At 62.8% G+C, this 25,848-nt stretch carries 25 protein-coding genes and 1 pseudogene; 15 read left to right on the top strand and 11 right to left on the bottom strand.

Annotation, left to right across the window (positions count from 1 at the left end):
* Positions 1 to 50: 50 nt before the first annotated feature.
* The 7 genes from ccoN to V6E02_RS02290 all read left to right on the top strand — a co-directional run bounded on the left by ccoN (position 51) and on the right by V6E02_RS02290 (position 5,469).
* On the top strand, positions 51 to 1,466 hold the full coding sequence (ccoN, locus tag V6E02_RS02320) for a cytochrome-c oxidase, cbb3-type subunit I (protein ID WP_347306729.1): 1,416 nt from the start codon (positions 51 to 53) through the stop codon (positions 1,464 to 1,466).
* A gap of 19 nt (positions 1,467 to 1,485) precedes the next feature.
* Complete coding sequence (ccoO, locus tag V6E02_RS02315; protein WP_347306727.1) at positions 1,486 to 2,100, top strand: cytochrome-c oxidase, cbb3-type subunit II; 615 nt, start codon at positions 1,486 to 1,488, stop codon at positions 2,098 to 2,100.
* A gap of 5 nt (positions 2,101 to 2,105) precedes the next feature.
* Positions 2,106 to 2,279 carry a cbb3-type cytochrome oxidase subunit 3 gene (locus tag V6E02_RS02310; RefSeq protein ID WP_347306726.1) on the top strand — a complete coding sequence of 58 codons (174 nt, stop codon included), beginning with the start codon at positions 2,106 to 2,108 and terminating at the stop codon, positions 2,277 to 2,279.
* An 18-nt stretch (positions 2,280 to 2,297) separates the two neighbouring features.
* Positions 2,298 to 3,203 carry a cytochrome-c oxidase, cbb3-type subunit III gene (gene ccoP, locus V6E02_RS02305; RefSeq protein WP_347306724.1) on the top strand — a complete coding sequence of 302 codons (906 nt, stop codon included), beginning with the start codon at positions 2,298 to 2,300 and terminating at the stop codon, positions 3,201 to 3,203.
* Between the two features lie 103 nt (positions 3,204 to 3,306).
* The gene (gene ccoG, locus V6E02_RS02300; RefSeq protein WP_347307103.1) at positions 3,307 to 4,683 is read left to right on the top strand and encodes a cytochrome c oxidase accessory protein CcoG; all 1,377 of its coding nucleotides are present in this window, start codon (positions 3,307 to 3,309) and stop codon (positions 4,681 to 4,683) included.
* A gap of 8 nt (positions 4,684 to 4,691) precedes the next feature.
* Positions 4,692 to 5,183: a FixH family protein gene (locus tag V6E02_RS02295; RefSeq protein WP_347306722.1), complete on the top strand. Its 492-nt coding sequence runs from the start codon at positions 4,692 to 4,694 to the stop codon at positions 5,181 to 5,183.
* 25 nt (positions 5,184 to 5,208) lie between these two features.
* Positions 5,209 to 5,469, top strand: a complete 261-nt coding sequence (locus V6E02_RS02290; protein WP_347306721.1) for a hypothetical protein — start codon at positions 5,209 to 5,211, stop codon at positions 5,467 to 5,469.
* A 6-nt stretch (positions 5,470 to 5,475) separates the two neighbouring features.
* Here V6E02_RS02290 and V6E02_RS02285 read toward each other — a convergent pair whose 3' ends face one another.
* From V6E02_RS02285 to V6E02_RS02265, 5 genes are all read right to left on the bottom strand, one after another.
* Positions 5,476 to 6,084, bottom strand: coding sequence for a class I SAM-dependent methyltransferase (locus V6E02_RS02285; protein WP_347306719.1), 609 nt, complete (start codon positions 6,082 to 6,084; stop codon positions 5,476 to 5,478).
* A complete protein-coding gene (locus V6E02_RS02280; protein ID WP_347306717.1) occupies positions 6,081 to 6,929 on the bottom strand; it encodes a 23S rRNA (adenine(2030)-N(6))-methyltransferase RlmJ in 849 nt (282 codons plus the stop codon). The genes V6E02_RS02285 and V6E02_RS02280 overlap by 4 nt, the downstream gene beginning before the upstream one ends.
* A 9-nt stretch (positions 6,930 to 6,938) precedes the next feature.
* Positions 6,939 to 8,603 carry an energy-dependent translational throttle protein EttA gene (ettA, locus tag V6E02_RS02275; RefSeq protein WP_347306715.1) on the bottom strand — a complete coding sequence of 555 codons (1,665 nt, stop codon included), beginning with the start codon at positions 8,601 to 8,603 and terminating at the stop codon, positions 6,939 to 6,941.
* A 148-nt stretch (positions 8,604 to 8,751) separates the two neighbouring features.
* Positions 8,752 to 9,492 (bottom strand): DUF599 domain-containing protein, encoded by a 741-nt coding sequence (locus tag V6E02_RS02270; RefSeq protein ID WP_347306713.1) that lies wholly within the window; start codon positions 9,490 to 9,492, stop codon positions 8,752 to 8,754.
* Between the two features lie 33 nt (positions 9,493 to 9,525).
* Entirely contained in the window at positions 9,526 to 9,726 is a 201-nt protein-coding gene (locus V6E02_RS02265; protein ID WP_347306712.1) for a hypothetical protein, read from the bottom strand.
* A 196-nt stretch (positions 9,727 to 9,922) separates the two neighbouring features.
* Here V6E02_RS02265 and V6E02_RS02260 point away from each other — a divergent pair, with 196 nt between their 5' ends.
* A complete protein-coding gene (locus V6E02_RS02260) occupies positions 9,923 to 11,422 on the top strand; it encodes a sensor histidine kinase (protein ID WP_347306710.1) in 1,500 nt (499 codons plus the stop codon).
* On the top strand, positions 11,419 to 12,780 hold the full coding sequence (locus V6E02_RS02255; protein WP_347306708.1) for a sigma-54-dependent transcriptional regulator: 1,362 nt from the start codon (positions 11,419 to 11,421) through the stop codon (positions 12,778 to 12,780). The genes V6E02_RS02260 and V6E02_RS02255 overlap by 4 nt, the downstream gene beginning before the upstream one ends.
* 138 nt (positions 12,781 to 12,918) lie before the next feature.
* Here V6E02_RS02255 and V6E02_RS02250 read toward each other — a convergent pair whose 3' ends face one another.
* The 3 genes from V6E02_RS02250 to pdhA all read right to left on the bottom strand — a co-directional run bounded on the left by V6E02_RS02250 (position 12,919) and on the right by pdhA (position 17,985).
* Positions 12,919 to 15,903 (bottom strand): FAD-dependent oxidoreductase, encoded by a 2,985-nt coding sequence (locus V6E02_RS02250; protein ID WP_347306706.1) that lies wholly within the window; start codon positions 15,901 to 15,903, stop codon positions 12,919 to 12,921.
* An 86-nt stretch (positions 15,904 to 15,989) separates the two neighbouring features.
* Complete coding sequence (locus V6E02_RS02245) at positions 15,990 to 16,973, bottom strand: alpha-ketoacid dehydrogenase subunit beta (RefSeq protein WP_347306704.1); 984 nt, start codon at positions 16,971 to 16,973, stop codon at positions 15,990 to 15,992.
* Positions 16,974 to 16,983: 10 nt separating this feature from the next.
* A complete protein-coding gene (pdhA, locus tag V6E02_RS02240) occupies positions 16,984 to 17,985 on the bottom strand; it encodes a pyruvate dehydrogenase (acetyl-transferring) E1 component subunit alpha (RefSeq protein ID WP_347306702.1) in 1,002 nt (333 codons plus the stop codon).
* Between the two features lie 255 nt (positions 17,986 to 18,240).
* On the opposite strand from pdhA, the gene V6E02_RS02235 reads away from it, so the two are divergent.
* Entirely contained in the window at positions 18,241 to 19,695 is a 1,455-nt protein-coding gene (locus V6E02_RS02235; RefSeq protein ID WP_347306701.1) for a M17 family metallopeptidase, read from the top strand.
* A 58-nt stretch (positions 19,696 to 19,753) separates the two neighbouring features.
* On the opposite strand, the gene V6E02_RS02230 is transcribed toward V6E02_RS02235, so the two are convergent.
* From V6E02_RS02230 to V6E02_RS02220, 3 genes are all read right to left on the bottom strand, one after another.
* The gene (locus V6E02_RS02230; RefSeq protein ID WP_347306699.1) at positions 19,754 to 20,755 is read right to left on the bottom strand and encodes a zinc-dependent alcohol dehydrogenase family protein; all 1,002 of its coding nucleotides are present in this window, start codon (positions 20,753 to 20,755) and stop codon (positions 19,754 to 19,756) included.
* A gap of 75 nt (positions 20,756 to 20,830) precedes the next feature.
* Positions 20,831 to 21,223 carry a P-type ATPase actuator domain-containing protein gene (locus tag V6E02_RS02225; protein WP_347306697.1) on the bottom strand — a complete coding sequence of 131 codons (393 nt, stop codon included), beginning with the start codon at positions 21,221 to 21,223 and terminating at the stop codon, positions 20,831 to 20,833.
* On the bottom strand, positions 21,217 to 21,606 hold the full coding sequence (locus tag V6E02_RS02220; protein WP_347306696.1) for a cation-transporting P-type ATPase: 390 nt from the start codon (positions 21,604 to 21,606) through the stop codon (positions 21,217 to 21,219). The genes V6E02_RS02225 and V6E02_RS02220 overlap by 7 nt, the downstream gene beginning before the upstream one ends.
* A 62-nt stretch (positions 21,607 to 21,668) precedes the next feature.
* On the opposite strand from V6E02_RS02220, the gene aroC reads away from it, so the two are divergent.
* The 5 genes and pseudogenes from aroC to V6E02_RS02195 all read left to right on the top strand — a co-directional run bounded on the left by aroC (position 21,669) and on the right by V6E02_RS02195 (position 25,843).
* Positions 21,669 to 22,769, top strand: coding sequence for a chorismate synthase (gene aroC, locus V6E02_RS02215; RefSeq protein WP_347306694.1), 1,101 nt, complete (start codon positions 21,669 to 21,671; stop codon positions 22,767 to 22,769).
* 422 nt (positions 22,770 to 23,191) lie between these two features.
* On the top strand, positions 23,192 to 24,355 hold the full coding sequence (locus tag V6E02_RS02210) for an MFS transporter (protein ID WP_347306692.1): 1,164 nt from the start codon (positions 23,192 to 23,194) through the stop codon (positions 24,353 to 24,355).
* A 124-nt stretch (positions 24,356 to 24,479) separates the two neighbouring features.
* Positions 24,480 to 24,605 (top strand): annotated as a pseudogene (locus V6E02_RS02205) (IS256 family transposase); the annotation flags it as partial.
* 297 nt (positions 24,606 to 24,902) lie between these two features.
* Positions 24,903 to 25,277: a hypothetical protein gene (locus tag V6E02_RS02200; RefSeq protein ID WP_347306691.1), complete on the top strand. Its 375-nt coding sequence runs from the start codon at positions 24,903 to 24,905 to the stop codon at positions 25,275 to 25,277.
* Positions 25,278 to 25,312: 35 nt separating this feature from the next.
* Positions 25,313 to 25,843, top strand: coding sequence for a hypothetical protein (locus V6E02_RS02195; RefSeq protein WP_347306689.1), 531 nt, complete (start codon positions 25,313 to 25,315; stop codon positions 25,841 to 25,843).
* The last annotated feature ends 5 nt before the right edge of the window (positions 25,844 to 25,848 follow it).

The following is a 25,848-nucleotide window of genomic DNA, read 5'->3' as shown; positions in this document are numbered from 1 at the left end:
GCAGGCCGCCGCTTGCACGGTATGACCTGACAACAAAAGGAGAGGTGCGCATGGAAGCCACATACAACTACAAGGTGGTCCGGCAATTCGCCTTGATGACGGTGGTCTGGGGCATCGTCGGCATGCTGGTGGGGGTGTTCATCGCCGCCCAGCTCATCTGGCCGGACATGACTTACGGCATCCCTTGGTTGAGTTACGGGCGTCTGCGACCATTGCATACCAACGCGGTCATCTTCGCCTTCGGTGGCTCCGCCCTGTTTGCCACGTCTTATTACGTGGTGCAGCGCACCTGCCATGTGCGCCTGTTCTCGGACGGGCTTGCGGCGTTCACCTTCTGGGGCTGGCAGCTCATCATCCTGCTGGCGGCGATCACGCTGCCCCTGGGTTACACCACGTCCAAGGAGTACGCAGAGCTGGAATGGCCCATCGACATCCTGATCGCCGTGGTGTGGGTGGCCTACGCCATCGTCTTCTTCGGTACCATCGCCAAGCGTCGCACGCCGCATATCTACGTGGCTAACTGGTTCTTCGGCGCCTTCATCATCACCATCGCGCTGCTGCACATTGTCAACAACATCGAGATACCAGTGGGGCCGATGAAATCCTATTCGGCCTATGCCGGCGTGCAGGATGCGATGATCCAGTGGTGGTATGGCCACAACGCGGTCGGCTTCTTCCTCACCGCGGGCTTCCTGGGCATGATGTATTACTTCGTGCCCAAGCAGGCGCAGCGACCGGTGTATTCCTACCGGTTGTCGGTGGTGCATTTCTGGGCTTTGATCTTCACCTACATGTGGGCGGGTCCGCACCATCTGCACTACACTGCCCTGCCGGACTGGGCGCAGAGCCTGGGTATGCTGTTCTCGCTGATCCTGCTGGCCCCCTCCTGGGGTGGCATGATCAACGGCATCATGACGTTGTCGGGCGCGTGGCATAAGCTGCGTACCGATCCCATTCTGAAGTTCCTGATCACCTCGCTGTCCTTCTACGGCATGTCCACCTTCGAAGGACCGATGATGTCCATCAAGACGGTGAACGCCCTGTCTCATTACACCGACTGGACCATCGGTCACGTGCACAGCGGCGCGCTGGGCTGGGTGGCCATGGTGTCCATTGGCTCGCTTTACTATCTGATTCCGCGTCTGTTCGGTCGGACCGAGATGTACAGCACGCGGCTGATCACCGTGCACTTCTGGGTGGCTACCATCGGTGTCGTGCTCTACATCGCCGCCATGTGGATCGCCGGTGTGATGCAGGGCCTGATGTGGCGTGACTTCAACGTGGACGGCACGCTCAAGTACAGCTTTGCCGAGGTGGTGAAGGCCATGTATCCCTACTACATGATCCGTCTGCTGGGCGGGGTGCTGTTCTTCGTCGGCATGCTGATCATGGCCTACAACGTGGTCAAGACCATCGCCGGCCAGAAAGCCGTGGATGCCCCCATTCCGGCGCCGGCCCACGCCTGATTGCGAGAGGGAGAATGAGATGAGTACGACACACGAAATCGTCGAAAAGAATATCGGCATTATGATGGTGCTCATCCTGCTGGTGGTGAGCGTGGGTGGGTTGGTGGAAATCGTTCCACTGTTCTTCCAGAAATCCACCACCGAGCCGGTGGCAGGGCTCAAGCCCTATACAGCGCTGCAGCTAGCTGGGCGAGACGTGTATCAGCGCGAGGGTTGCTATGTCTGCCATTCGCAGATGATCCGTCCCTTCCGCGCCGAGACCGAGCGCTACGGGCACTATTCGGTTGCCGGGGAGTTTGTCTATGACCACCCCTTCCAGTGGGGTTCCAAGCGCACGGGGCCTGATCTGGCCCGGGTGGGTGGACGCTACTCCGACGACTGGCACCGGGCCCACCTGCGCATGCCCCGTGACGTCGTCCCCGAGTCCAACATGCCGGCTTATCCATGGCTGCAAAATGCGATGGTGGATGGCGAGACCATCGCCAAGCATATGCAGGGCCTGCGTCTGGTGGGCGTGCCTTACACGGATGCCGACATCGCCGGCGCTAAAGAGGCGGTGGCTGGCAAGACCGAGGAGGACGCTCTGATCGCCTATCTACAGAGCTTGGGCACCGCCCTCAAGACCTCGAGGTGAGCATTATGGATCTCAACGATCTGCGCAGCCTCATGACCGTCGTCTCCCTGTTGACCTTCGTGGGCATCGTCCTGTGGGCCTGGAGCAGCCGCAGGAAGGCTGCCTTCGACGAGGCCGCCCGCCTGGTGTTCGACGAGGAAGACGAGTTCGTTAAAAACCGCCCGGCGGTACGCCGCTAAGAAGCGAGGAGAACGAAAATGGCAGATTTCATTAGTGGTTTCTGGGGACCCTATATCGCCGTCATCACCCTGGCCAGCGTGATCGGTTGCGCGGTCTTCCTCAAGGCCATGAGCATCCGGCGGCTCGCCCCTGGGGAAAAGGCGGCCACCACCGGCCACGTGTGGGACGAGGACCTGGCCGAGTACAACAACCCGCTGCCACGGTGGTGGGCCTGGCTGTTCTACCTCACGGTGATCTTCGCCCTGGGCTATCTCGCCTACTATCCTGGGCTCGGCGTGTTCAACGGCATGGGCAACTGGTCCTCGCGGGGCCAGTACGAGGAGGAGATGGCCCGGGCCGAAGCCACTTACGGACCCATTTTCAACAAGTACCTGCAAGAGGATCTCAAGGCGGTAGCGGCGGATCCCGAAGCGCGGCAGATGGGGCAGCGGCTGTTCTTGACTTACTGCTCCCAGTGCCATGGCTCGGATGCGCGCGGCGCACGGGGTTTCCCCGATCTCACCGACAACGATTGGCTCTATGGTGGGGATCCCCAGACCATCAAAACCACCATCACCGAAGGTCGCAACGGCGTGATGCCGCCCATGATCGCAGCGGTGGGCGGTGAGCAGGGCGCGAAGGAGGTGGCCAACTACGTGCTCTCCCTGTCCGGCCGGCCGCACGATGCCACGCTCGCCGCTGCAGGCAAGGAGAAGTTCACCACCGTCTGCGCGGCCTGCCATGGTCCAGATGGCAAGGGTAACCAGGCCATCGGCGCGCCCAATCTCACGGACAACGTCTGGCTGTATGGGGGCAGCGAGGCCGCCATCATTGAGACCATCACCAAGGGTCGTAGCGGGCTGATGCCCGCCCAGAAAGATAAACTATCCGAGGCCAAGATCCATTTGCTGGCAGCTTACGTATACGGACTGTCCAAACACTGATTGACTGCCGATAATGAAGCCGCGGCGTCACTACATGCCGCGGCTTTTTTGTGAAGGAAAGGACGTGAGCCGAACCACAGCCAATACCGCCGCCAAACAGGAAATGGAGCAGGCGCTCTACGCGGTACGCCAGAAAATCTATCCGCGTGCCGTCACCGGCCTGTTCGCCAATCTGCGCTGGGCGGCCGTTTTCTTCACCCAGGCCCTCTATTACGGCTTACCATGGCTCGAGTGGAATGGGCGCCAGGCCGTCCTGTTCGATCTGGTCAACCGCAAGTTCTACATCTTCGGGCTGGTGCTCTGGCCCCAGGATTTCATCTTCCTGACGGGGCTCTTGGTGATCGCCGCGCTGTCCCTGTTCCTGTTCACCGCGGTGGCCGGGCGGTTATGGTGCGGTTACGCCTGTCCGCAGACGGTCTATACGGAAATCTTTCTCTGGCTCGAGCGCGTGATCGAGGGCGACCGCCCGAAACGCATGAAGCTGGACCAGCAGCCCATGTCGGCGCGCAAATTTGCCATCAAGTTCGCCAAGCACGCGGCATGGATCGCGGTGGCGTTCTGGACTGGCTTTACCTTCGTCGGCTATTTCACCCCGATCAAGACGCTAGCCCTGGAGTTGCTGCATTTCAATCTGGGACCGTGGGAAACCTTCTGGATCGTTTTCTACGGTTTTGCCACCTATGGCAACGCCGGTTTCATGCGCGAGCAGGTGTGCAAATACATGTGCCCCTATGCGCGCTTCCAGGGGGTGATGTTCGATCCGGATACGCTGATCATCACCTACGATACAACCCGTGGCGAGCCGCGTGGGCCGCGCCGCAAGGGAGAAGATCCGCGTGCCAAGGGGCTAGGCGACTGCGTGGATTGTGGCATCTGCGTGCAGGTGTGCCCTACTGGCATCGACATTCGCAATGGGCTGCAGTATGAGTGCATCGGCTGCGGTGCCTGCATCGATGGCTGCAACCAGGTGATGGACAAAATGGGCTATCCGCGCGGGCTCATCCGGTATTCCACCGAGAACGTGATGAAACACAAGTATGACGACAAGGACATCGTCAAACATGTGTTTCGGCCGCGGGTCATCGTCTATACGGTGATTCTGCTCACCGTGATCGGCCTTTGGCTAGGGGCGCTCACGCTGCGTATTCCCCTGCAATTCGATGTGATGCGCGACCGCAACGCGCTGGCGCGGGAGACCGCGGACGGCCTGGTGGAAAACAGCTATCGCCTCAACGTCATCAACATGGACGATGAGGACCACACCTATGAGCTTGCGGTGGGCGGGATCGATGGCGCGCGCGTGGAGGTGGACGCGGTGCCGCTGGCGGTCCCGGCCCTATCCTCCCGTCTTGTGTCGGTGCGCGTCAAAGCGGATCCTGCGGCGGTGCCGGGCCGCACCGCGCGCGTGGAATTCCGTTTGGTGGCACGGGAAGATCCGCACGTCGTACGCGTCCAAAAATCCACCTTTTTCGCCCGCTAGTACACGCCATGGACAAGCCGCCTCGCCCCTGGTATCGCGAATTCTGGCCCTGGTTCCTGATGCTGTTTCCGGCCGCCGCGGTGGTGGCCGGCTTCATCACCTTGCGCATCGCCGCGCAAAGCGACGACGGCGTGGTGGACGACGACTATTACAAGCAGGGACTCGCCATCAACCGTGTGCTGGCGCGGGGCCAGGCCGCTGCGGCGGCGGGGCTGGCGGGTACAGCCGAGTTCGGCGCTGAGAAGGTAACGTTACGATTGTCCGGCCATCCCGCCGCTTGGCCGGAGCAGCTTACGCTACGCATCCTCCACCCCACACGGGCCGGCCGGGATCAGACCGTGATGCTGAGGGGCGAGGGCGGAGGGCGTTATGACGGGCCCTACCGCGGCCTGGGGGGCGGCAAATGGAAACTGGTGCTGGAAGATGCCGGCCGGCAGTGGCGGCTCGCAGGTGAGATTGAGCCTGGCGAGCGCACCGCGCGCCTTGCGCCGGTACAATAGGCGAAAAAGCCGGGAGGAGACCGCCATGCTCAAACGTCTGATGTGGGTGCTGTGGCCTTCGTTTTTGGTGGCCATCGCCATGGATGGGGTGTTGTTTTCCAGCTTCGATCCCCTGGAGCTCGCCTATGGCGGTGAGCCTGTGTTTGAAAACCGGTTGGCCGCTTACAGCGTCGGCTTCTTCGTCTTCTGGCTATTTGCGGCCGGCTCCAGTGCCCTGACCTGCTATCTACAGAGCACGCTGCGCAAGGATGAGGCGGGGGGCTGCCAGCCCCCGCCCAGTGCCTGAAGCTCGTCACGGGGCCGGACGGCGCATCACCACGGTGCGGAAGCGCTTCTCGGTGCCGCCCGGTGCCGGATAGGACTCGGTGCGCGCATATCTGAGATGCCAGCCCGGAAAGGCCGCTTCCACCTCCATCTCGCCGAATAGGTGGTAGTGGTTGGGATCGAACATATCCATGAAGGTGGTCCCTTCGATCAGTACGTTCACGGCGGCGATGCCGCCAGGACGCACCGCTTCGGCGATCGACTCAAGCGCCAAAGTCGCTTGCTCGGGGGCGAAAAACATCAGCAGCCCAATGCATACCACGCAGTCATAACGGCGCTCGGCGCGCCAGCCGCACAGATCGGCCTGCTCCACCTGCACCGGAAGCCCCGCCTGGGTCGCCCGGCGGGCGAGATCCGCGACTGCGGTGGGGCTCAAATCGAGCGCATGCACTCGGCAGCCGCGCGCCGCCGCCGCGAGGCTGAGATTTCCCAACCCACAGCCCAGGTCCAGCACTTCACCGGTGAGAAAGGGCAGCACCGCCTGCTCGAAAGAATTGAGGGTGTAATCACCCCTCTCGGCCTGTTGCCTGAACTGGCGCTCGAAGAACGCAACGGAACGGTTGTCCTCGGGGTTCACGATGAAGTTTCCTCCAGCCCGTAGGTGGCCGTGGCATCCTGGCCCAGCACCTTGGCAAGCCAAGGCAGGGCCTCAGCGAGTGGCGCGCGCAAGGTCCAGGGCGGGTTGACCACGAACATGCCGCTACCAGACAGGCCGAATCCGTCTTCGCGCGGCGCACACACCGTGAGGCTCGCGTGAAGCCAGGGGCGCCCTCCGGCCGCAGCTTTGAGGCGCTGCGGCAGGCGCTGGGATTCCACCCGCGCCAAGCGAGGATACCAGATGGCGTAAATGCCGGTGGCGAAGCGTTTGAGCCCCTCGCGCAGCGTTTGTACCACGCGCCCGTATTCCTCGCGACGCTCATAGGCCGGGTCGATCAGGACCAGGCCGCGCCGCGGCGGGGGCGGTAGCAGTGCCTGCATGCCACTGAAGCCGTCACTGGCGGTGATGCTTACCTGACGGCCAGCTTCCCGCAAGTGCGACACGAGCAGGGCGCTGTCCGTGCCGTGCAGCTCGAATAGCCGCAGCCGGTCCTTGGCGCGCAGGGCCCGCCAAGCGAGCCAGGGCGAGCCGGGATAGACCCTGAGGCGGCCATCCGGATTCGCCGCCCGCACTTCTGCCACGTATTCCGCCACGGCGGCCGGTCGCTTCTGCATTTGCCAAAGACGCCCAATGCCCTCTCGGTATTCCGCCAGACGCACGGCAGGTTCACTGTTCAGGGCGTAGAGGCCCGCGCCGGCGTGGGTGTCGATTACCCAGAAGGGCGTATCCTTGCGCGCGAGATGACGCAGGATCTGCACCAACACCACGTGCTTGAGCACGTCTGCGTGGTTGCCTGCGTGAAAGGCATGACGGTAACTCAGCACCGGCGTGCGTTAGCGCGTCAGGGGCTTGTAGCGGATGCGCTTGGGCCGCGCCCCTTCCTCACCCAGGCGACGCTTCTTGTCGGCCTCGTACTCGTGATAGTTGCCGGCGAAGAACACCCACTGGGAATCGCCCTCGCAGGCGAGGATGTGGGTGGCGATCCGGTCCAGAAACCATCGGTCATGGGAGATCACTAGTACGCTGCCAGCGAATTCCAGAAGCGCCTCCTCCAGCGCGCGCAAGGTTTCCACGTCCAGGTCGTTGGAGGGTTCGTCCAGCAGCAACACGTTGCCGCCGGCGATCAAGGTCTTGGCCAGATGCAGGCGCCCCCGCTCGCCTCCGGAAAGATTGCCCACCAGTTTCTGTTGATCGGCACCCTTGAAGTTGAAACGGCCGAGATAGGCGCGCGCAGGCGTCTGGTACTTGCCCACTGTGATCACGTCCGAGCCCCCGGAGATGGCCTCGAACACGGTCTTGTCGTTTTCCAGTCCCTCGCGCGTTTGATCCACGGCGGCGATTTTCACCGTTGGACCAATGACGATCTCACCCGCGTCCGGCTTTTCCTTGCCGATGATCATGCGGAACAAGGTGGATTTGCCAGCCCCATTGGGGCCGATGATGCCGACGATGGCGCCAGGTGGCACGGTGAAGGAAAGGTTGTCGATGAGCAGCCGATCTCCATAACCCTTGCTCACGTTGCGGAATTCGATCACCTGATCGCCCAGCCGGTCGCCCACCGGAATGAAGATTTCCTGGGTTTCGTTGCGGCGCTGGTATTCCACCGAAGCGAGCTCGTTGAAGCGGGCCAGGCGCGCCTTGGACTTGGCCTGACGGGCTTTAGGATTGCTGCGCACCCATTCCAGCTCTTGTTTCATGGCCTTCATGTGGGCATCGATTTGCTTTTGCTCCTGTTCAAGACGCTGCTCTTTCTGTTCCAGCCAGGACGAGTAGTTACCCTTCCAGGGAATGCCCTGACCACGGTCCAGTTCCAGGATCCACTCGGCGGCGTTGTCTAGGAAATAGCGGTCATGGGTCACTGCCACCACGGTGCCTGGAAAGCGCACGAGATACTGCTCCAGCCACTCCACCGATTCCGCGTCCAGGTGGTTGGTGGGCTCGTCCAGTAGCAGCATATCGGGCTTGGACAATAGCAGCTTGCACAGCGCCACGCGCCGCTTCTCACCCCCGGACAAATGGGCGATCTTCGCCTCCCAGGGCGGAAGGCGCAGGGCATCGGCAGCGATGTCCAACTGGTTTTCCAGGTCCGCGCCAGCGGCGGCGAGAATGGCCTCGTATTTGGCCTGTTCCTCGGCGAGCTTTTCGAAGTCTGCATCCGGCTCTGCGTACGCGGCGTAGATCTCATCCAGCTTACGGCGCGCTTCCAGCACCGGACCCAGACCCGCTTCCACCTCCTCACGCACGGTCTTTTCCGGGTCGAGTTGAGGTTCTTGGGGCAGATAACCGATGGAAATGCCAGGCTGCCACTGCACCTCGCCCTCGTATTCCTTGTCCACTCCGGCCATGATGCGCAGCACTGTGGATTTGCCGGCGCCGTTGAGCCCCAATAGCCCGATCTTGGCGCCCGGGAAGAAGGAGAGGGAGATGTCCTTGATGATCTGCCGCTTGGGCGGCACGGTCTTGCTCACATGGAGCATGGACATGACGTATTGGGCCATGCGGTTACCTCGGCTGAAGAAAACGATGCGGGCCGCAGACGCGGCCCTGGCACACTATTCTACCCCGGCGGCGGGCTGGCCCAAAGGTGGCGCGCAGTCAAAAAAGAAGGGCCGCAGACGCGGCCCGAAACGACACCCAAGCGAGGGGCTAGGTTGCCCGCTTCGCCTGTTGCATGGAGATGACGGGAGATTGGCGTGGTTCGGCTAGGCTCTCGGATTCCAGCTCTTCGAGTGAGTCGCTGCGGTCCAGGTGGTGCAGGGTGAACACCAGCGTTGTCGAGGCGAGCAACAAATACCAGGGGCCGAATAGCCAAAACACGAGGGGAATGGCGAAGAAGAAGGCGCGCATGCCCACCGCGAACATGTGCCCGGCTCGGTTCAGACGCCGCGCCACCGCCCGTGGGGCGAGACTGTGATGGGCATCGTGCGCGGGAATGTTGACCATGAATAGCACGTGGTTCGCCAACCGGATGGAGAGGGCGAAGGCGAAGAAAGCGACGATGAAATCCACCAGCAGCAGCATCACCTTGAGGATCCACAGTTGGCTGGAATAGGAGCCTCCCAGGCTGAGCGCGTGCCAGCTCTGGGCAATATTGTCGGCCTGGCCGGACAGGGTCAGGGTTCCCATGACCAGCAGTGCGGCGGTGGATGCCATGAGGCTGGACCCCATGATGAAGTTACGCAGGGTTTGCACAGCCATGACATCCTTGTTGGGATTGCGCATGACATTTTCCACCCACAACCTGCGCGCCAGCGCATTGACGCGATGAATGGTGTAGGTGGGGTCGCTGCGCCCCTTGAAATGCAAGAACAGGTAATAGCCCGCCACCATTGCGGCACTCACGGTAAAGGCAATAATGTCCAGCTTAAGTTCGGCAAAGCTATTCATGGACGCTTCCCATGGGTGATCAGAGATGGCGGCTCAGCGATGGGAGGGCCACATGTTGGCCACCGGCCCCGGTGCGTCGTCGTTTCGAGCCGGAGGTACCAGGCGCAACTGCCTGGACTTCTTTGGCGAGCCGGCAGCGGGTTCCGATATGGTGTCGAGCAGCGTGGTGAACTCGCGGAAATTGCCGGCGTTGGCGAAGGCAAGGGCGGTGAGGATGCGGTCTAGGGTTGTCATGGTGTCGTGGGTCTCCTGTGATTCTGAGTCCTCTCTAGCACCATCCGTGCCAAGAGGATAACGCGTTGTTTTAGCGGAGTTGACGCCATCGGTGCTGGTTGACGCCGTTATAGCCTGCAACGGGCAGGTGCTCCAATACAGCACCAATGCCTTGAAAAGAAATCGCAAATCGCCATGTGTTGCAAAACGAAACAATATGTTGCACTATGCAAAAATGTTCAAGTCGCTTGGGCTTGCCCTGACCACCCGTTCCCTGCGGGGCCGGCTGATGCTGGGCTATTACGCCGTGGCGGTCATCATGCTCGCGGTGTCGTTGTTTTTCGTGGGCGAGCTGCGCACCCTGGAGGCCCGAGTGATGCTGGGACAGCGCGCCAGCGATCTGTTCGACACGGTGCTGGGCATACGCCGTTTCGAGCGCAACTATTTTCTCCATGGGCAGCCTGCGGACCAGGTGGAAAACGCGCGCTATGTCGCGGCGGCGCGTGAGCTTTTGACGGTTCATCGGGATAGTTTTCGGGCCATCGCAGCGGAGGACAAACTGGTGGCGCTCGACCATCTGCTTCTTGCCTATCGCGAGAAAATGGAGGCCTACGTGGCTGCCGATGCCGCGCAACGGGGCCTACTGGAACCACAAGTGCGCGAGCTAGGCAAGGGGCTGGTGGAGCTGGCGCAGCAAATGGCGGTGAGCGAACGGCAGCAGGTCCAGTCCACCCTCGGTACTTTGCGTGTCCTGCTTTTGGGCATGATCGGCGCTCTCGCGCTGTTCGTCATCGGGCTTGGCCGGGCATTGTCACGGCAGGTAGTCCAGCCGCTAAAGGAAATCGAGGCGGGGGTCGAAGCGATTCGCGCCGACCGTCGCGCAAACCTCGTGTTGGCCTCCAAGGATCGCGAGATCCGTTCCACCGTCGATGCCATCAATCATCTGCTGCAGGAGATCGAGCTGCGCCAGCGATCGCTCATGCGCTCGGAGCGGCTGGCCGCTCTCGGTACCATGCTCTCGGGCGTGGCCCACGAACTCAACAATCCCTTGTCCAACATTTCCACTTCTTGCCAGATCCTCCAGGAAGAGCTTGGCGAATCGGATGTGATGACCATCCGGCGCTACCTGGAGCAAATCGACCAACAAACCGAACGGGCCCGCCACATCGTGCGCACACTGCTGGATTTTTCCCGGGATCGAGGCTTTACCCGCCAGCCGGTGCCGCTGCGGGCGCTGGTGGAGCAGACCGTTGGCTTCGTGCGCGAACCGGTTCCGGCGAAACGGGCGGTGCGATTGGAGATTCCCGAAGATCTGGTGGTGTATGCCGACGCCCAGCGCCTGCAGCAGGTGTTCGTGAACCTAATCTGCAACGCGCTCGAAGCCGGCGGACAGAAGGCGCGTATCGTCATCGGCGCGAGGCAAATACAAGGCGCGCCGCTGCCCTCGGGCCTGGCCTGGGGTAGTGGCTGCAAACGGAGCGACGTGCAAACGGAGATCAGCGTCAGCGACGACGGGCCGGGCATTGCCCCGGAGATCTTGCCGCGCATCTTCGACCCCTTTTTCACCACCAAGGAGGTGGGACACGGGATGGGGCTTGGGCTGTTCGTGGTGTACGAGATCATCGAAGAACATGGTGGATGCATCGCGGTCGAGAGTGCACCCGGGGTCGGGACCACGTTCCGCATCCGTCTGCCCCAAAAGGCGGCTCAGCCATGACGCCAGCGAAACTGCTGATCGTCGACGACGAGCCCATCGCCCTCGACAACCTGCGCCACGTGATGGAGCGGCAGGGTTACCAGGTAACTGCAGTGGCCAGCGGTGCCAAGGCTGTAGCGCTTCTAGAGCGGGAAACCTTCGACGTGGTGCTCACCGATCTGCGCATGGAAGGGGTGGATGGCATGCAGGTGCTGACCAAGAGCCGCGAGTTGCAACCCTCGGCCGAGGTCATCGTCATCACTGGCCATGCCACGGCGGAGTCCGCGGTGCAGGCGCTCAAGCAGGGTGCGTTTTACTACATCGCCAAACCTTTTCGTCTGGAGGAAGTGCGCAAGGTGGTGGCGGAGGCCGTGGCGAAGGTCCTTCTGCGCCGGGAGAATGATGCGCTGCAACGTGAACTCAGCCGCTACCGCGCAGGCGATGGCATCGTCACCCAGGATGCGGGCATGCAACGTCTTTTGGAGCTCGCCCGTCGCGTCGCGCCCACCGACTGTAACGTACTCATCACCGGGGAGAGCGGCACCGGCAAGGAATTGCTTGCGAAATACATCCATCGTCACAGCGCACGGGCAGCAGGGCCTTATCTCGCCGTCAACTGTGGGGCATTTTCCGAAACGTTGCTGGAAAACGAGTTGTTTGGCCACGAGCGGGGCGCGTTTACCGGCGCCACCGGCCTGAAGAAAGGGCTCGTGGAAGCAAGCGACGGCGGCACCCTGTTCTTGGACGAGGTGACGGAAATGCCGCCAGCGATGCAGGTCAAGCTGTTACGGGTACTGCAGGAGGGCGAGGTATTGCGTGTCGGTGGCACCCGCCCGGTGAAGTGTGACGTGCGTGTGATTGCCGCCAGCAACCGGGACGTGGAGGCCGCCGTGCGGCAAGGCCGCTTCCGGGAAGATCTGTGGTTCCGCCTCAACGTGGTCAACCTGAAGATTCCCCCGCTACGCGAGCGCCGAGGCGATATCCCGCTGCTTGCCCGCCATTTCCTGGCGCAGTCCGCGGCGCGCATGAAAAGACCGGTGCGAGAGATCGCCCCCGAGGCGCTGGCGGCGCTGATGGCGTACGCGTTTCCGGGCAACGTGCGGGAGCTGGAGAACATGATGGAGCGGGGAACCGCTCTCGCCCATGGGGACACCATCCAACTCGCCGATCTGCCGGAGGCGCTGCAACACAGCCCGCGCTGGCCACCGCCGGAAAACGCGCAGCGGCTGCCCACCCTCGCCGAGCAGGAGCGGGCCTACGTGCGCCACGTGCTGCAACAGGTGAATGGCAACCAGTCGGCCGCCGCGCAGATTCTGGGCATCAATCGCGCATCGTTGTGGCGTAAGCTGAAGGCCTGGCAGGAGCGGGGCAGCCAATGAGGTTCGCGCCTGCGGTCTTTCAGCGGGAAACGGCACGAAGCATTCCCTGGCGCCCCTTGGGAGAGGCAGGCATCACGATCATGGCGAGGCGCGGTTTCTTCACCCGGTATGGCTAAACGCCATGATCGCTCGTGCCTGCTAAGCCTGTGCCTTGGCCGTGCGCCGCAGCCTCGCCAAGAGCCGCCGCGCCAGTTCGCCGAATAGTTCCGTCTGCGTGGGATGGGGGAAAATGGCTTCCGCCACCTGGGCCAGCGTCATGCCCCCCGACACCATCATCACCGCGGCGCCGATCAAGGTATCGGTGTGCTCGGCCAGGAAATGCACGCCGATGATCTTCTGCGTGGCCTTGTCGGCCACCAGTTTGATCATGCCGTGGGTCTCCAGGCTGATCATGGCCTTGGCGTCGATGCTTAAGGGGATTTTGGCTTCCACCGCATCGATGCCCTTGGCCTTGGCCTGCGCCAGCGACAGGCCCACGAAACCGGCCTGGGGTCGCGAGAACGTCACGCCGCAATCCAGATCGGGGTTGTATTGCGCGGGATGGCCAGTGATATTGTGGGCAGCGACGCGGCCTTGGGTCGCGGCCGTGTGGGCCAGCATGTAGCCGCCGATGACGTCGCCCACAGCGTAGATGTGGGGCTGGCTGGTCCGGCAGTGGGCGTCCACCTTGATCGCTGCGCCGGTAAGCTCCACGCCGGCATGCTCGAGGCCCAAGCGCGAGGTGTCGGGCCGCTTGCCGGTGGCCATGAGCACGTAGTCGCAGGCATATTCGTGGCTGGCGCCGGTGCCGTCGGTGTACTGGATGCGCATGGCCCCGGGCTCGCCGGAGATGGCGGTGATTTTGGCCGAGGTCACCACGGGAAACTCCTTCTCGAGCAGGGCAGCAAGCTGCTTGGCGATCTCTTCCTCCACTTCGGCCAGAATGCGGTCACGCGCTTCCAGCATGAGGACCTGGGCGCCGAAGTCCTTCCAAATCTGTGCCATTTCCACACCGATCACGCCACCGCCGACGATGCCCAATCGGCTCACGGGTTTTTGCAGATTCCAGATGGTGTCTGAGGTGAGCACTCCACCATTGGCCAAACCCTCCTTGGCACCGGGAATCGCCGGCACGAAGGGCGGGGCACCGGTGGCAATCACCCCCGCGCCGAAGGTGAGGCGGTAGGGTTCGCCCTGGGCTGGCGTGATCTCTGCGGTGTGGGCATCCACGAAGCGGGCGAAGCCGTGCCGCACGTCGATTTTCATTCCCTTATCCGTCTTCAGAGCCAGCTCGCCACGGGTCTTGAGCACCTGCTTGCGATGGGCTTCCAGGGTGTCCCACACCAGGCGCGGCGCATCCGTGCCAGCCACGCCCTTCGCCGCGTCGTGGGCGCGCTCGCGTATGAGGTCGGCCGCGTGACGCCAAGCCTTGGAGGGGATGCAGCCGCGCCACAGGCATTCTCCGCCGGGCAGGGGCGCATCGTTGACCATCACCACCTGAATGCCATGGTCGGCGAGATCCCGGGCGCAGTCCTCGCCACCGGGCCCGCCGCCGATCACCAGCACCTGGGTGTCCCACTTGCCTGCCGGGATGGGCGCGGCTGGCGGTGCTTTGGTGCCGGCGGTTTCCATCCAGGTTTCCGGGCGCTCGATGATGTCCTTCAACGCCACCAGGTAGGCAGCCACGTCGGCGCCGTTGAGCACGCGGTGGTCCGCGGTGATGGTGAAGGGCGTGCCTTGGGGACCCGCCGCGGCGATGGCCAGGATGGCGGCGATGCCTGGGGTGGGAATGGCGGTGAAATGGGTGATGCCGAACATTCCCATGTTGGAGATGGTGAAGGTGGGATTGGCGAACTCTCGTGGCGCGAGCTTGCGGATACGCGCACGCGGCACGAGATCGTTCCACGCCGCCTGCAGCTCTTCCAAGCTCCTACGCTCAATGCCAGCCAAGATGGGGACCACCAAGCCGCCATCGTCGCTTTTCACGGCGATGCCGAAATCATGATTGGCACGCTCCACGATCTTGTCCACCGGCTGGTAGGCCCAGTTCATGCGCGGATGGTTCTGCATTGCCACCGAGCAGGCCTTGGCGATGGCCACGGTCACCGACACGCCCTTAGCCTTGGCGGCGGCGATCAGACGCGTGGTGTCGATGTTCATGGTGGCGTGGAAGGTGGGCAGGGTGAGGGAGGCCGTCATGGCATGGGCCACGGCCTTTTCCATGGAGGTCATGGGACGGCCCTGGCCAGGCACGTCCACCTGGGGCAGGCTGTGCGCCACTTCTGCCATGCTGGGGCGTGCCCGCTGTACGTCGGCGGCGACGATCACGCCTTCCGGCCCGCTGCCGGCGAGCGTGCTAATGTCCACGCCCAGGGCGCCTGCCACCTTGCGCGCGTAGGGCGACGCCTTGCGACCGGGCACGCGCGGCACGGGTTTGGCCTGCGCGCTGATAGTGGGAGTGGCCGTCACGACTGGTTTGGGTGGAGTGGCAGGTGCTGCCGCCGCCTTGGGCGGCGTGGGTGCCTTGTGGTGCACATCCTTGACCTTGTGATCGGCGGTGATGGTGACCGCCGTGTCCACCACCTTGGCTGGGTCGCTGACGATGAAGCCCATGGGATGGCCCACCTCCACCGTGCTCCCCACATCGGCGAGGGGACCAGACAAGTAGCCCTCCTGGAACACTTCCACGTCCATGATGGCCTTGTCGGTCTCCACCGTGGCCACGATGTCGCCGCGCTTGACGGGATCGCCAATGTTCTTTTCCCAGGTCACCACCACGCCCTCGGTCATGGTGTCGGATAGTTGGGGCATGACGATGGCGGTGCCAGCATGGTGGGGGATCATTTCCGAAGGCGCTTGCTCGGTTACCACCTCGTCAGCGCCGATGGCCAGATCGCCGGGTGTGTCGGTGATGTAACCCAGCACACCCCCCACCGGCACGGTGGAGCCGACTTCGGCCAAGGGACCGGCGAGATAACCGGCCTTGAACACCTCCACGTCCATGATGGCCTTATCGGTTTCCACCGTGGCCACGATGTCGCCGCGCTCCACGCGGTCACCGGGTTTCTTTTCCCAGGTGACCACCACGCCCTCGGTCATAGTGTCCGAGAGCTGGGGCATGGTGATGACGAAATGTGAGGACATTTAGAATCCTTTTGTTTCAACGCAAAGACGCAAACTGCGCAAAGAGAATCGTGCCGTCTTTGCGTCCGTTGTGCCTTGGCGCTTCATCAAGATTTTCCGAACAATTTCAGCACCGCATTGACCACGTCCTCGTGGTCCGGAATGGCGGCTTGCTCCAGCTTGTGGTTGTAAGGCTGTGGCACGTTGGCGGAATGCACGCGCACCGGCGGCGCGTCGAGATCGAAGAAACATTCCTCGTTGATGATGGCCATGATCTCCGCACCCACGCCGACTGGGCCTTCATCTTCCTCGGCGATGACGGCGCGGTGGGTTTTGGCGACGGAGCGGCGAATGCCTTCCCGGTCCAGGGGCGAGAGGGCGTAGAGATCCACCACCTCGGCGCTGATGCCGTACTGTTTGTCCAAGATTTCCGCCGCCTTCAGGCACCAGTGAACGGAAATGTTGTAGCCGAACAGGGTGACGTCAGTGCCACTGCGGGCGATTTCCGAGCCTTCCAGCGGGTGGAAATATTCCTGGTCTGGCACCTCGCCTTTCATGTTGTACATGAGCTCGTGTTCGTTGATGAATACCGGGTCGTCGCAGCGCACTGCGGACTTGAGCAGTCCATAGGCTTGGCGCGGATTGGATGGCGTCACCACGCGGATGCCCGCAACACCCATGAACACCTTTTCCATGCGTGCCGAGTGTTGGGCCCCCAGCTGGTGCGCCGTGCCACCGGGCGAGCGGATCACGATCGGCGCGGCGAGCTGTCCGCCCGACATGTAGCGCACCTTGGCGGCGGTGTTGAAGATCTGGTCCATGGCGAGCCACGCGAAGTTCACCGACATGATCTCCACGATGGGGCGCACACCGATGAAGGAGGCGCCGATGGCCAGACCAGTGAAGCCGTTTTCCGAGATGGGCGTGTCGATCACCCGTAGCGGGCCATATTTTTCATACAGGCCCTTGGTGGCCTTGTAGGTGCCGCCGGCCACACCGATGTCCTCGCCCAGGCAGATCACCATCGGATCGCGCGCCATCTCTTCGTCGTGGGCGCGGCGGATCGCCTCCCAGTACATCATCTCAGCCATGATTGCGTCCTTATGCGACTTTGCCGGTCAGCCAGGGCAGTTGCGTCTCCCGGTCCGCCAGCACGTATTTTTCCAGGTCCCTCACATCCGGTTCCGGGGACTCCTCGGCGAACCGGACCACCTCGTTCTCGATGTAGTCGTCGATCTCCTTTTCCAGCTTGTGGAATTCTTCCTGAGTCAGGGCGCCTGCCTCGATCAGCCGGTCGCGCAGGATGAAGATGGGGTCTCGCTTCTTCCACATTTCCTCCTCTTCCCGGCTGCGATAGGAGCGGGAATCGGACATCGAGTGGCCGCGGTAGCGGTAGGTGATGAGCTCGAGAAAATAGGGTCCCTTGCGCGAGCGGACGTAATCCACCGCGCGCCGGGCGTGTTCGTACACCACTTCCACGTCTTGGCCGTCGCATTGCGCGGATTCGATACCATAGCCGCACACACGCTTGTACTGGTCCACCACCGCGGTGGAGCGGTCGATGGCAGTGCCGATGCCGTAATGATTGTTCTCGCAAACGAACAGCACGGGCAGCTTGTACAGCGCCACCATGTTCATGGTCTCGTGGAAGGTGCCCTGGTTGTTGGCGGCATCGCCCAAAAAGCAGATGGCGATCTCGTCGCCGCCTTTCATCTGGATGCCCTTGCCGAGTCCCGCAGCCAGCGGGAAGGGCCCGCCCACCAGCGCATAGCCACCCATGAAGCGATGCTTCACGTCGAAGATGTGCATGGAACCGCCACGTCCCTTAGAGGAGCCGGTCTCCTTGCCGTAGAGCTCGGCCATCACTTCCTTGGGATCGGCGCCGCACTTGATGGCGTGGATGTGGTCGCGGTATCCCGTGATCACATAGTCATAGCCAGGACGCGCGGCTTCCATCACGCCGATGCAGCAGGCCTCTTGCCCGGGATAGAGGTGGAGAAAACCGCCGATCTTGCGCTCCATGTAGGCCTGGTAGCAGCGCTCCTCGAAGCGGCGCGCCAGCACCATCTCGCGCAGGACGCGTTTCTTGTCTTCCAGTTTCATACGCGGTTCCTTGACAGTTGAGTCCGATTCCTGGGCGCATCCGGCCGCTTAGGCACGGCGGATGCGAAAAAACTAGAGGGGAGACAGGGGCCGTGCCGTGATCGCGCTTCGGGAACGATTCGTTGTCGTGCGGCGGCGCTATTCGTGCCCCGGATTTGGCCCGAACAAAGTCTGCTATCATCGCCAAATCGTCCTGATGCGTCAAGTGATTCATCAGGATTTACATGCATTTACATGTGATTCCAAGGAGCACCCATGCTGCCCCGTCTCGCCCCGGACGCCGCGCCCGCCACGGAACAGCGACTAGCGCGTGCGCGGCATGTGCTAATGGTTCTGCCTGCGGGCATGGATCCTTTTTCGGCGCGCATTCCCTTCGCGGAAAGCTTGCAGCGCACCCTCGTGCGCCGGCGGGGCAAGCTTGCCGATCTCGGCCGTGATGCCATGACCAGCGAAACCACGACGGGCACGCTCGTGTCGTGGGTAATGCTGGATGACACGCGCCCAGTATTCGAACAACACACTTTGCTGCGCAAGGGCCTGGCCGCCTTGCTGGCGGAACGGCCAGAGGAGTTGACGCTGGCCATTTATGGCACGCCCGCCCAGCGTGCTCCTGCGGCGTGCCGCGCCGCCTATGTGGCTCTGGTCAATGGCGTGGCGCTTCCCAGCCACAAGAGCCGGGACAAACCCAAGGGACTTGTACGTGTTGTGCTGCACGGCTACGACGATCGCGCCGACCTGGCACGGGTGCGCGCGGTGGCGCAGGGCAACGCGCTCACCCGTTCGCTGACCCAGCTGCCACCCAACGAGCTCACCCCGGCCCTCTATCGCAGGCAGATACGCGCGCTGGCCCGCAGCCAGGGCTGGAAGGTCGAGGAATTCGATTTCGAGCGCCTGCGTCGGATGGGTGCGGGTGCCTTCTGTGCCGTGGCCCAGGGGAGTCTTGCGCGCGATGCCGCCGTGGTGCATCTCACCTATGCGCCGCGCGCCACCAAGCAGACCGTCGCCCTCGTGGGCAAGGGCATTTGCTTCGATACCGGTGGCCACAATCTCAAGCCTGCACGCCACATGCACGGCATGCACAAGGACATGAATGGTTCCGCCGTGGTGCTGGGCATTCTGCAGGCGGCGACACAACTGCGCCTGCCGCTGCGCATCGACGCCTGGTTGGCCATTGCTCAGAACCACATCAGCCCCGCCGCCTACAAGCAGAACGACGTGGTCACGGCGCTCAATGGCACCACCATCGAAGTGGTGCACACCGATGCCGAGGGGCGCATGGTGCTGGCTGATACCCTCACTTTGGCGGCCAGGCAGAAACCGGACTGGATGCTCGATTTCGCCACGCTCACCGGCAGCATGAAAGTGGCGCTGGGCAATCGCTACAGTGGCGTGCTGTCCAATTCCACGCAGCTTCTGGATGCAGCCATCGCTGCTGGCCAGGCGACGGGGGAACGGGTGTGCGCCTTTCCCATCGATGCCGATTACGAAGTAGCGCTGGAGAGCAAGGTGGCCGACATCAAGCAGTGCACCCTGGAAGGCGAGGCCGACCACATTCTCGCCGCGCGCTTTTTGATGCGCTTCACAGGCGACCGCCCGTGGCTGCACATGGATCTCTCGGCGGACGACTGCGAAGGCGGGCTGGGCGCGGTGGCAAGCGAGATCACTGGCTTCGGTGTGGCGTGGGGGGTGGAGATGCTCAGCCGGCTGTAGGCAATTTCCTCGCGCACGCAGACAGCCGCGAGGGCGACCCACGCCGCGCTATCCAACTTCAGACGATCCGCAGCACGATCTTGCCAGTGGTATGGCCTTCTTCGATCATGCGGTGGGCACGTGTTGCCTCCTCCAGGGGCAGGACATGGGACACCTTCACCTTGAGCTTGTCGGCTTCGACCAAGCGTGCGCCCTCTTCCAGGATGCGCCGCTGGTGCACCCGCTGCTCGTGCAGATTGAGGAGCGTGGGCGTGAGCATGAGCTCTTGCACCAGGGCAAGGTTGCGCAGCCGCGCGAGCCGGATGGCTTCCGCGGGACAGTCCATCTGCAAGAGGGTGACCACGCGCCCATAGACGCGTGTACAGGAGAAGGAACGGCAGAGGTTGGCGCCGCCCACCGTGTCCAGCACCACATCCACGCCGCGCCCATGCGTCCAGTCCAGCACGGCCTGGACGAAATCTGCATCGCGGTAGGCCACGACGCGTTCCGCGCCCAAATGGGTTACCCAGGCCGCCTTTTCCGGGGTGCCGACAGTCGTAATGACCGTGGCGCCGATCTGCTTCGCCAGCTGGATTGCGATGTGGCCCACCCCGCCCGCCCCGGCGTGGATGAGCACGCTCTGGCCTTCCGCCAGACACGTGCGATCCACCAGGGATTCCCAGGCCGTGATCAGTACCAAGGGCAAGGCGGCGGCTTCTTCCATGGTGACGTGGCGGGGTTTGAAGGCGACGTAGTCCTGGTGCACCACCGTGTACTCGGCATAGTTGCCCTGTTCGGCGCCCAGCCCGCCATTGAAGAAATAAACCTCGTCGCCAGGCGTGAAGCGGTGCACGTTGGCGCCCACCCGCTCCACCACGCCGGCGCCGTCGCAGCCCAGCACGCAGGGCAGGCGGTCGGGGTAGTAGGCGGCGGTCTTGCGTAGCTTGGTGTCCACAGGGTTCACCCCCGCCGCATGGAGTTTCACCCGGACGTAATCCGGACCCGGCAGTTCCGGCATAGGGATGTCCGCGAGCTCGAGCGTCTCGGGCCCGCCGGGAGCGGTCATGAGAATGGCTTTCATGGGGACGTCTCCGGTGAAGGGCAAAAGTGTATACGTGCCCGCCGGCGTTGTGAATTGCCGTTCCGCAATGTGGAATCAGCCTTTCGGCCCGAAGCGGCGCCACAGCCACTTGCGGAGCTTCCGCGCGATCTCCCGCAATGGCGGCGAGGGAATGTCTGTCTCGGTCTGGCTGAGGTGGGCGATGGTGCCGAACTCGGTGCGCATGCCGGCGGCAAATACCACCGCCGCACCCTCGCCGGACACGACCGAGGTCCCAGCGAGGACCACGTTGCGGCTATGGAGCATGGCGTCCTCGGTCGACGGTGCCGTATCACAGGCATGGGGCAGGGATTCGCCGGTGATGGTGGCGCTGTTGATGCGCAGGGAGAAGCTCGTAATGAGCCGGCAGTCCGCTGGCACCGCGTCGCCCTGCGCCAAGAGCAGGATGTCGCCGGGCAGCAGGGCTTCCGGCGGGATTTCGGTCACCACGCCGTCGCGGCGCACTTCACCCGGTGGGGCAGCAGACGCTTGAGGGCCTCGAGCGTGCGCTCGGCGCGGTATTCCTGCCAGAAGGAGAAGCTGCCATTGACCACGATGACGCCGATGATGGCCATGCCCAGGGTGGCCATGCCCTGGCCCGGTGCGCGCCATTCGGCAACGAAGGCGAGGGCGGCCGCCAGCCACAGGATCAGCGCGAAGAGGTGGACGAACTCCCGCAGCAGGCGCAGCAGCACAGACTCGCGCGCGACGGCTTCCACCCGGTTGGGGCCGAATTCGCGCAGGCGCCGCGCCGCCTCGGCCGCACTCAAACCGGCGGCGGTGCTGCCCAGGCTGGCGAGGGCCTGATCGATGTCGAGCTGGTGGATTTTCATGGCGGGGGACGCGGACGCCTCATGTTAAACTTAGCCGAAAAACCCCAACGAAAACTCCACTCATGTCCGGCAGCACCCTCGGCAAGCTGTTCTGCGTCACCAACTTCGGCGAGTCCCACGGCCCGGCCATCGGCTGTGTGGTGGACGGCTGCCCGCCGGGTATGGGCCTGTCGGCGGAGGACATCCAGCACGATCTGGATCGACGCAAGCCCGGCACTTCGCGCCACGTTACCCAACGCCGCGAGTCGGATACGGTGGAGATTTTGTCCGGCGTGTTCGATGGTAAAACCACGGGCGCGCCCATTGCGCTCTTGATCCGCAACGAAGACCAGCGCAGCAAGGATTACGGCAACATCGCCAACACCTTCCGGCCCGGGCATGCCGATTACACCTACTGGCAAAAATACGGCATTCGCGACTGGCGCGGCGGGGGCCGTTCCTCGGCGCGGCTCACCGCACCCACCGTGGCCGCAGGGGCCATCGCGCGCAAGTGGCTGAGGGAGCAATATGGCGTCGTCATTCGCGGGCATTTGGCCCAGATGGGGGAGAAAGAGATTCCTTTCGTGAGCTGGGACGAGGTGGAGCAAAATCCTTTCTTTGCGCCCAACAACGCCATGGTGCCGGAGCTTGCGGCCTATCTCGATGCTATCCGCAAGGAGAAGGATTCCGTTGGCGCCAAGGTGCGGGTGGTGGCGCATAACGTGCCTCCCGGCTGGGGCGAGCCTCTGTACGACCGGCTGGATGCGGATATCGCTCACGCCATGATGGGGCTCAATGCCGTCAAGGGCGTGGAAATCGGGGCCGGCTTCAAGAGCGTGACCCAGCGCGGCAGCCTGCACGGGGATGAGCTCACGCCCGAGGGCTTCCTGAGTAATCACGCGGGAGGCATTCTGGGGGGCATTTCCTCGGGGCAGGACATCGAGGTTGCCATCGCCATCAAGCCCACTTCTAGCATCGCCATTGCGCGCCGCTCCGTGGATCTGTCCGGCGCGCCGGTGCAGGTGGCCACCACCGGTCGCCACGACCCCTGCGTGGGCATCCGCGCCACGCCCGTCGCGGAGGCCCTGCTTGCCATCGTGCTCATGGATCATGCGCTTCGCCACCGCGCCCAGAATGCCGACGTGGTCACCCCCACGCCGCGTATCCCTGGTGACGTGAGCTGAGCGTATGGAGACTGACAAACGTCGGTGAAAGGCTATGCGTGGACCATCATGCCCGCGCAAGTGGGGTCCCGGCTGTCGCGGCCACGACTGCGCCCGCTTGGGGCGTGCGGCTTGCGCGTCCCTTGGCGGGAATGATGCGCGTCGTGATTGCCGTGTAAGCCGCAAGCCGCGTACCCATGCCCTCGATGCGGGATCGGCTATGCGCCCGGTATGAGGGCCTAGGCGTCATGCCCGGACGGCGGAAAGCGAGCGTGTTGCCAGCCCCCTGTCTTGGGCCCCTGCACGCGCGGGGATGAGAGAAACGAGTCACGGACTGACGCATTTCCCGCCAGTCATCCTCGATCAAGAGCTGTCCCGTTTGCCGGCATTCCAACGCGGCTTTGCGCCGGCGGTACGTCCCGTGATCCCAGCTTAGCCCCCGTATGCGAAGTCCACGTCCTAAACTGCCGTACTGGGAACTGTCCGGCTTCTATTTCTTTTACTTCACCTTCGTCGGCGTCATTTCCCCCTATTGGGGTCTCTATCTCAAGTCGCTTTCCTTCAGCGCCTTCCAGATTGGCGTGTTGATGTCGCTCTTTGCCGTGATGCGCATGTTCGCGCCCAATGTCTGGGGTCATCTCGCCGACCGGTACGGCAAGCGCGTGTTCATCGTGCAGATCGCCGCTTTCGCCAGCCTGATTGCCTTCGCAGGTGTCTTCCTGGGCACTGGCTTTTGGCTGCTGTTTGCATCCATGGCGCTGTTGAGTTTTTTCTGGAGCGCATCGCTGCCGCTGGTGGAGGCCACCACCCTGAGTCATCTCGGGGAACGCACCGACCGCTATGGCAGCATCCGCCTGTGGGGTTCGGTGGGCTTCATCCTGGCGGTGGTGGGGGTGGGCACGCTGCTTGACTACCTTCCCATCCACTGGTTGCCGGGCATCGTGTTCGCGACCCTGCTGGGCGTGGCCCTCTTGTCCCGTCATATTCCGGAAGCGGAGGTGATGTTCCACCCCGACGGGCACGATTCGGTTTGGCAGGTGCTGCGCCAGCCGCGCGTGCTGGCCCTGATCGCGGCCTGTTTCCTGATGTCTGCCGCGCATGGCCCCTATTACACCTTCTACTCCATCTATCTCGAGTCCCATGGCTACAGCAAGAGCGGCATCGGCTGGCTGTGGGCACTGGGCGTGATCTGCGAGATCGGGGTGTTTCTCTGGGCGGCGCGCCTGTTCGCGCGCTTTCATTTGGAAACGGTGCTCAAGGCGAGCTTCGCCTTGGCGGTGGTCCGCTTTCTCATCATCGCTTGGGGCGTGGGCGAGCCGCTGCTCATCCTGTTTGCCCAGACGCTGCATGCCGCCACCTTCGGCGCCTACCACGCCTCGGCCATCGCCCTGATCCATCGCTTCTTCCCGGGCCGCCTGCAAGCCCGGGGCCAGGCGATCTACAACAGCCTTTCCTTCGGGGCAGGTGGCACCTTGGGCAGCCTCTACGCCGGCTATAGCTGGGATGCTTGGGGCCCGGCCGTGACCTACACGCTGGCCGCCGGCTGTGCCTTGCTCGCCTTGCTGCTCCTGCTCTGGCAGCTCAAGCCGCGCCTGCCGCCGGGCTGATGGGCCATGGCGTCCCTGGCCGCACGGCATCGAGCCACGCCGGCACACGGCGATTGCTGCGCGACGATGCAATTGGCGCGACGAAGGTGAGTCTGGCGCCAAGATTGAAAGGCGTGTATCCCTCTTGACGATGCGTGTCGAAACGAATCCTTTGGAAGCCGCTTATGCCGTCCTGCTTGGAAATCGCCGGGACGGCGCCGGCGAAGTTCTGTGTATCCTCGTCAATGAAGCTGCCAAGATCGAGAGAGCCGGCCGTGGGCGCGAGCTTCGGTGAACAGGTGTTCGCGCAATGTGCTTCATCCTTCTTGGTTACCAATGACTCTCAGCCAACTTTACGAGTCGGTACGGCATCTTTTACGTGCGCTAATGACTTCCCCGCGACGCGGGGATCGACCTGCGCTTGCATCGAATGAAAAATAAGGCTATACGACTTCCCCGCGACGCGGGGATCGACCCCATCATCTTGCGCTCGAAAGGGGAGACGCTGTTATGAGTGTTGTCCGTTCGGTTTTACTTGCTGACACTGGCTGCATTGAAGGGGGATTGAATGGATAAAAGCAAGCTGATCGAAACCATCTTGGTCGAGGTCAAAGACCCGCAGCTTCGTGAACGACTGCTGGCCGAGGTTGCACAAGAAGGCGGCAAGAAAGATGGAAACGACTCTTTGTTGCTCAATGAACTTTCTAAACTGGGCATCGACCCGGAACAAGCCAAGAACTACGCCGGCTTTCATCTGAAGGTGGGTATTTTCATTGGTTATCTGGTGGGCGGCTTGTTCTTTATCGGCGGTGGACTGATTGCCTTGGTCAATCTGCTCTCTGGGAGCATTGCAGGCGCCTTGTTTCCAGGCTTCTTTGCCGCGATGGGTGCTTATGGACTGGCCTCCACGCGCAAGCTGTCGCGATTGAAGAAGAAGGTTTGAACCCGTAACCCGCAACCCGTGCAGTGAGAATATCGATGAAATCCTGGATGTTGTCGTTGTACCTGTTTTTTCTGCCGGCGCTTGTCTGGGCCGGCAATGTCGCGCCGCTGGGTCTGGAAGTGGGTGTGGTCGATCTGGCCACGGTCAAGGCCAAGCTCTCCGGCCAAACCCGGCTACGCGATGCCGGCACCAACAAATGGACCGGCGGGCCGATGCTCAGAAGCGATGGCGACGGGCTGGAGGTCGAGGGCTTGCAGGAAATCCTGTTCATTTTCGGGCAGGATCAAAAGCTCGACGGTGTGGTGATGACCCTGGGCAAAGACCGCCTGAAGGAAGTGCTGGCGGCGTTGCGCAAGAAATACAAAACCGTGCGTGAGAACATCCCCTTCGTCGGCGATACCTCCGCCACCTATCGCCAGGGCGATAGCCTGGTGCGGGTGGAAGCGCCGCATCTGTCGTTTTCGATGGAGGTGCTTTATTTGTCTCAACGGCTGAACGAAGCCTTCAACAAGGGCTCCAGCGCCGAAGAGGTAGAACGCCGCCGCCGGCAGGCGGAAAAATTCTGAGCGGG

The sequence above is a fragment of the Thiobacter sp. AK1 genome (assembly GCF_039822265.1).
Classification (GTDB): Bacteria; Pseudomonadota; Gammaproteobacteria; order Burkholderiales; family Thiobacteraceae; genus Thiobacter; species Thiobacter aerophilum.
The sequence above is the reverse complement of the archived record's forward strand: the minus strand, read 5'-3'. Positions and strand labels throughout refer to the sequence as shown.

Coding starts and splice junctions, on each gene's coding strand:
- aroC (WP_347306694.1), top strand. CDS start 21,669: ATGTCCGGCAGCACCCTCGGCAAGCTGTTCTGCGTCACCAACTTCGGC.
- V6E02_RS02220 (WP_347306696.1), bottom strand. CDS start 21,606: ATGAAAATCCACCAGCTCGACATCGATCAGGCCCTCGCCAGCCTGGGC.
- V6E02_RS02270 (WP_347306713.1), bottom strand. CDS start 9,492: ATGAATAGCTTTGCCGAACTTAAGCTGGACATTATTGCCTTTACCGTG.
- V6E02_RS02235 (WP_347306701.1), top strand. CDS start 18,241: ATGCTGCCCCGTCTCGCCCCGGACGCCGCGCCCGCCACGGAACAGCGA.
- ccoN (WP_347306729.1), top strand. CDS start 51: ATGGAAGCCACATACAACTACAAGGTGGTCCGGCAATTCGCCTTGATG.
- ccoP (WP_347306724.1), top strand. CDS start 2,298: ATGGCAGATTTCATTAGTGGTTTCTGGGGACCCTATATCGCCGTCATC.
- V6E02_RS02230 (WP_347306699.1), bottom strand. CDS start 20,755: ATGAAAGCCATTCTCATGACCGCTCCCGGCGGGCCCGAGACGCTCGAG.
- V6E02_RS02250 (WP_347306706.1), bottom strand. CDS start 15,903: ATGTCCTCACATTTCGTCATCACCATGCCCCAGCTCTCGGACACTATG.
- ettA (WP_347306715.1), bottom strand. CDS start 8,603: ATGGCCCAATACGTCATGTCCATGCTCCATGTGAGCAAGACCGTGCCG.
- V6E02_RS02200 (WP_347306691.1), top strand. CDS start 24,903: ATGGATAAAAGCAAGCTGATCGAAACCATCTTGGTCGAGGTCAAAGAC.
- V6E02_RS02255 (WP_347306708.1), top strand. CDS start 11,419: ATGACGCCAGCGAAACTGCTGATCGTCGACGACGAGCCCATCGCCCTC.
- V6E02_RS02265 (WP_347306712.1), bottom strand. CDS start 9,726: ATGACAACCCTAGACCGCATCCTCACCGCCCTTGCCTTCGCCAACGCC.
- V6E02_RS02210 (WP_347306692.1), top strand. CDS start 23,192: ATGCGAAGTCCACGTCCTAAACTGCCGTACTGGGAACTGTCCGGCTTC.
- V6E02_RS02310 (WP_347306726.1), top strand. CDS start 2,106: ATGGATCTCAACGATCTGCGCAGCCTCATGACCGTCGTCTCCCTGTTG.
- V6E02_RS02290 (WP_347306721.1), top strand. CDS start 5,209: ATGCTCAAACGTCTGATGTGGGTGCTGTGGCCTTCGTTTTTGGTGGCC.
- pdhA (WP_347306702.1), bottom strand. CDS start 17,985: ATGAAACTGGAAGACAAGAAACGCGTCCTGCGCGAGATGGTGCTGGCG.
- V6E02_RS02260 (WP_347306710.1), top strand. CDS start 9,923: ATGTTGCACTATGCAAAAATGTTCAAGTCGCTTGGGCTTGCCCTGACC.
- ccoG (WP_347307103.1), top strand. CDS start 3,307: ATGGAGCAGGCGCTCTACGCGGTACGCCAGAAAATCTATCCGCGTGCC.
- V6E02_RS02245 (WP_347306704.1), bottom strand. CDS start 16,973: ATGGCTGAGATGATGTACTGGGAGGCGATCCGCCGCGCCCACGACGAA.
- ccoO (WP_347306727.1), top strand. CDS start 1,486: ATGAGTACGACACACGAAATCGTCGAAAAGAATATCGGCATTATGATG.
- V6E02_RS02295 (WP_347306722.1), top strand. CDS start 4,692: ATGGACAAGCCGCCTCGCCCCTGGTATCGCGAATTCTGGCCCTGGTTC.
- V6E02_RS02195 (WP_347306689.1), top strand. CDS start 25,313: ATGAAATCCTGGATGTTGTCGTTGTACCTGTTTTTTCTGCCGGCGCTT.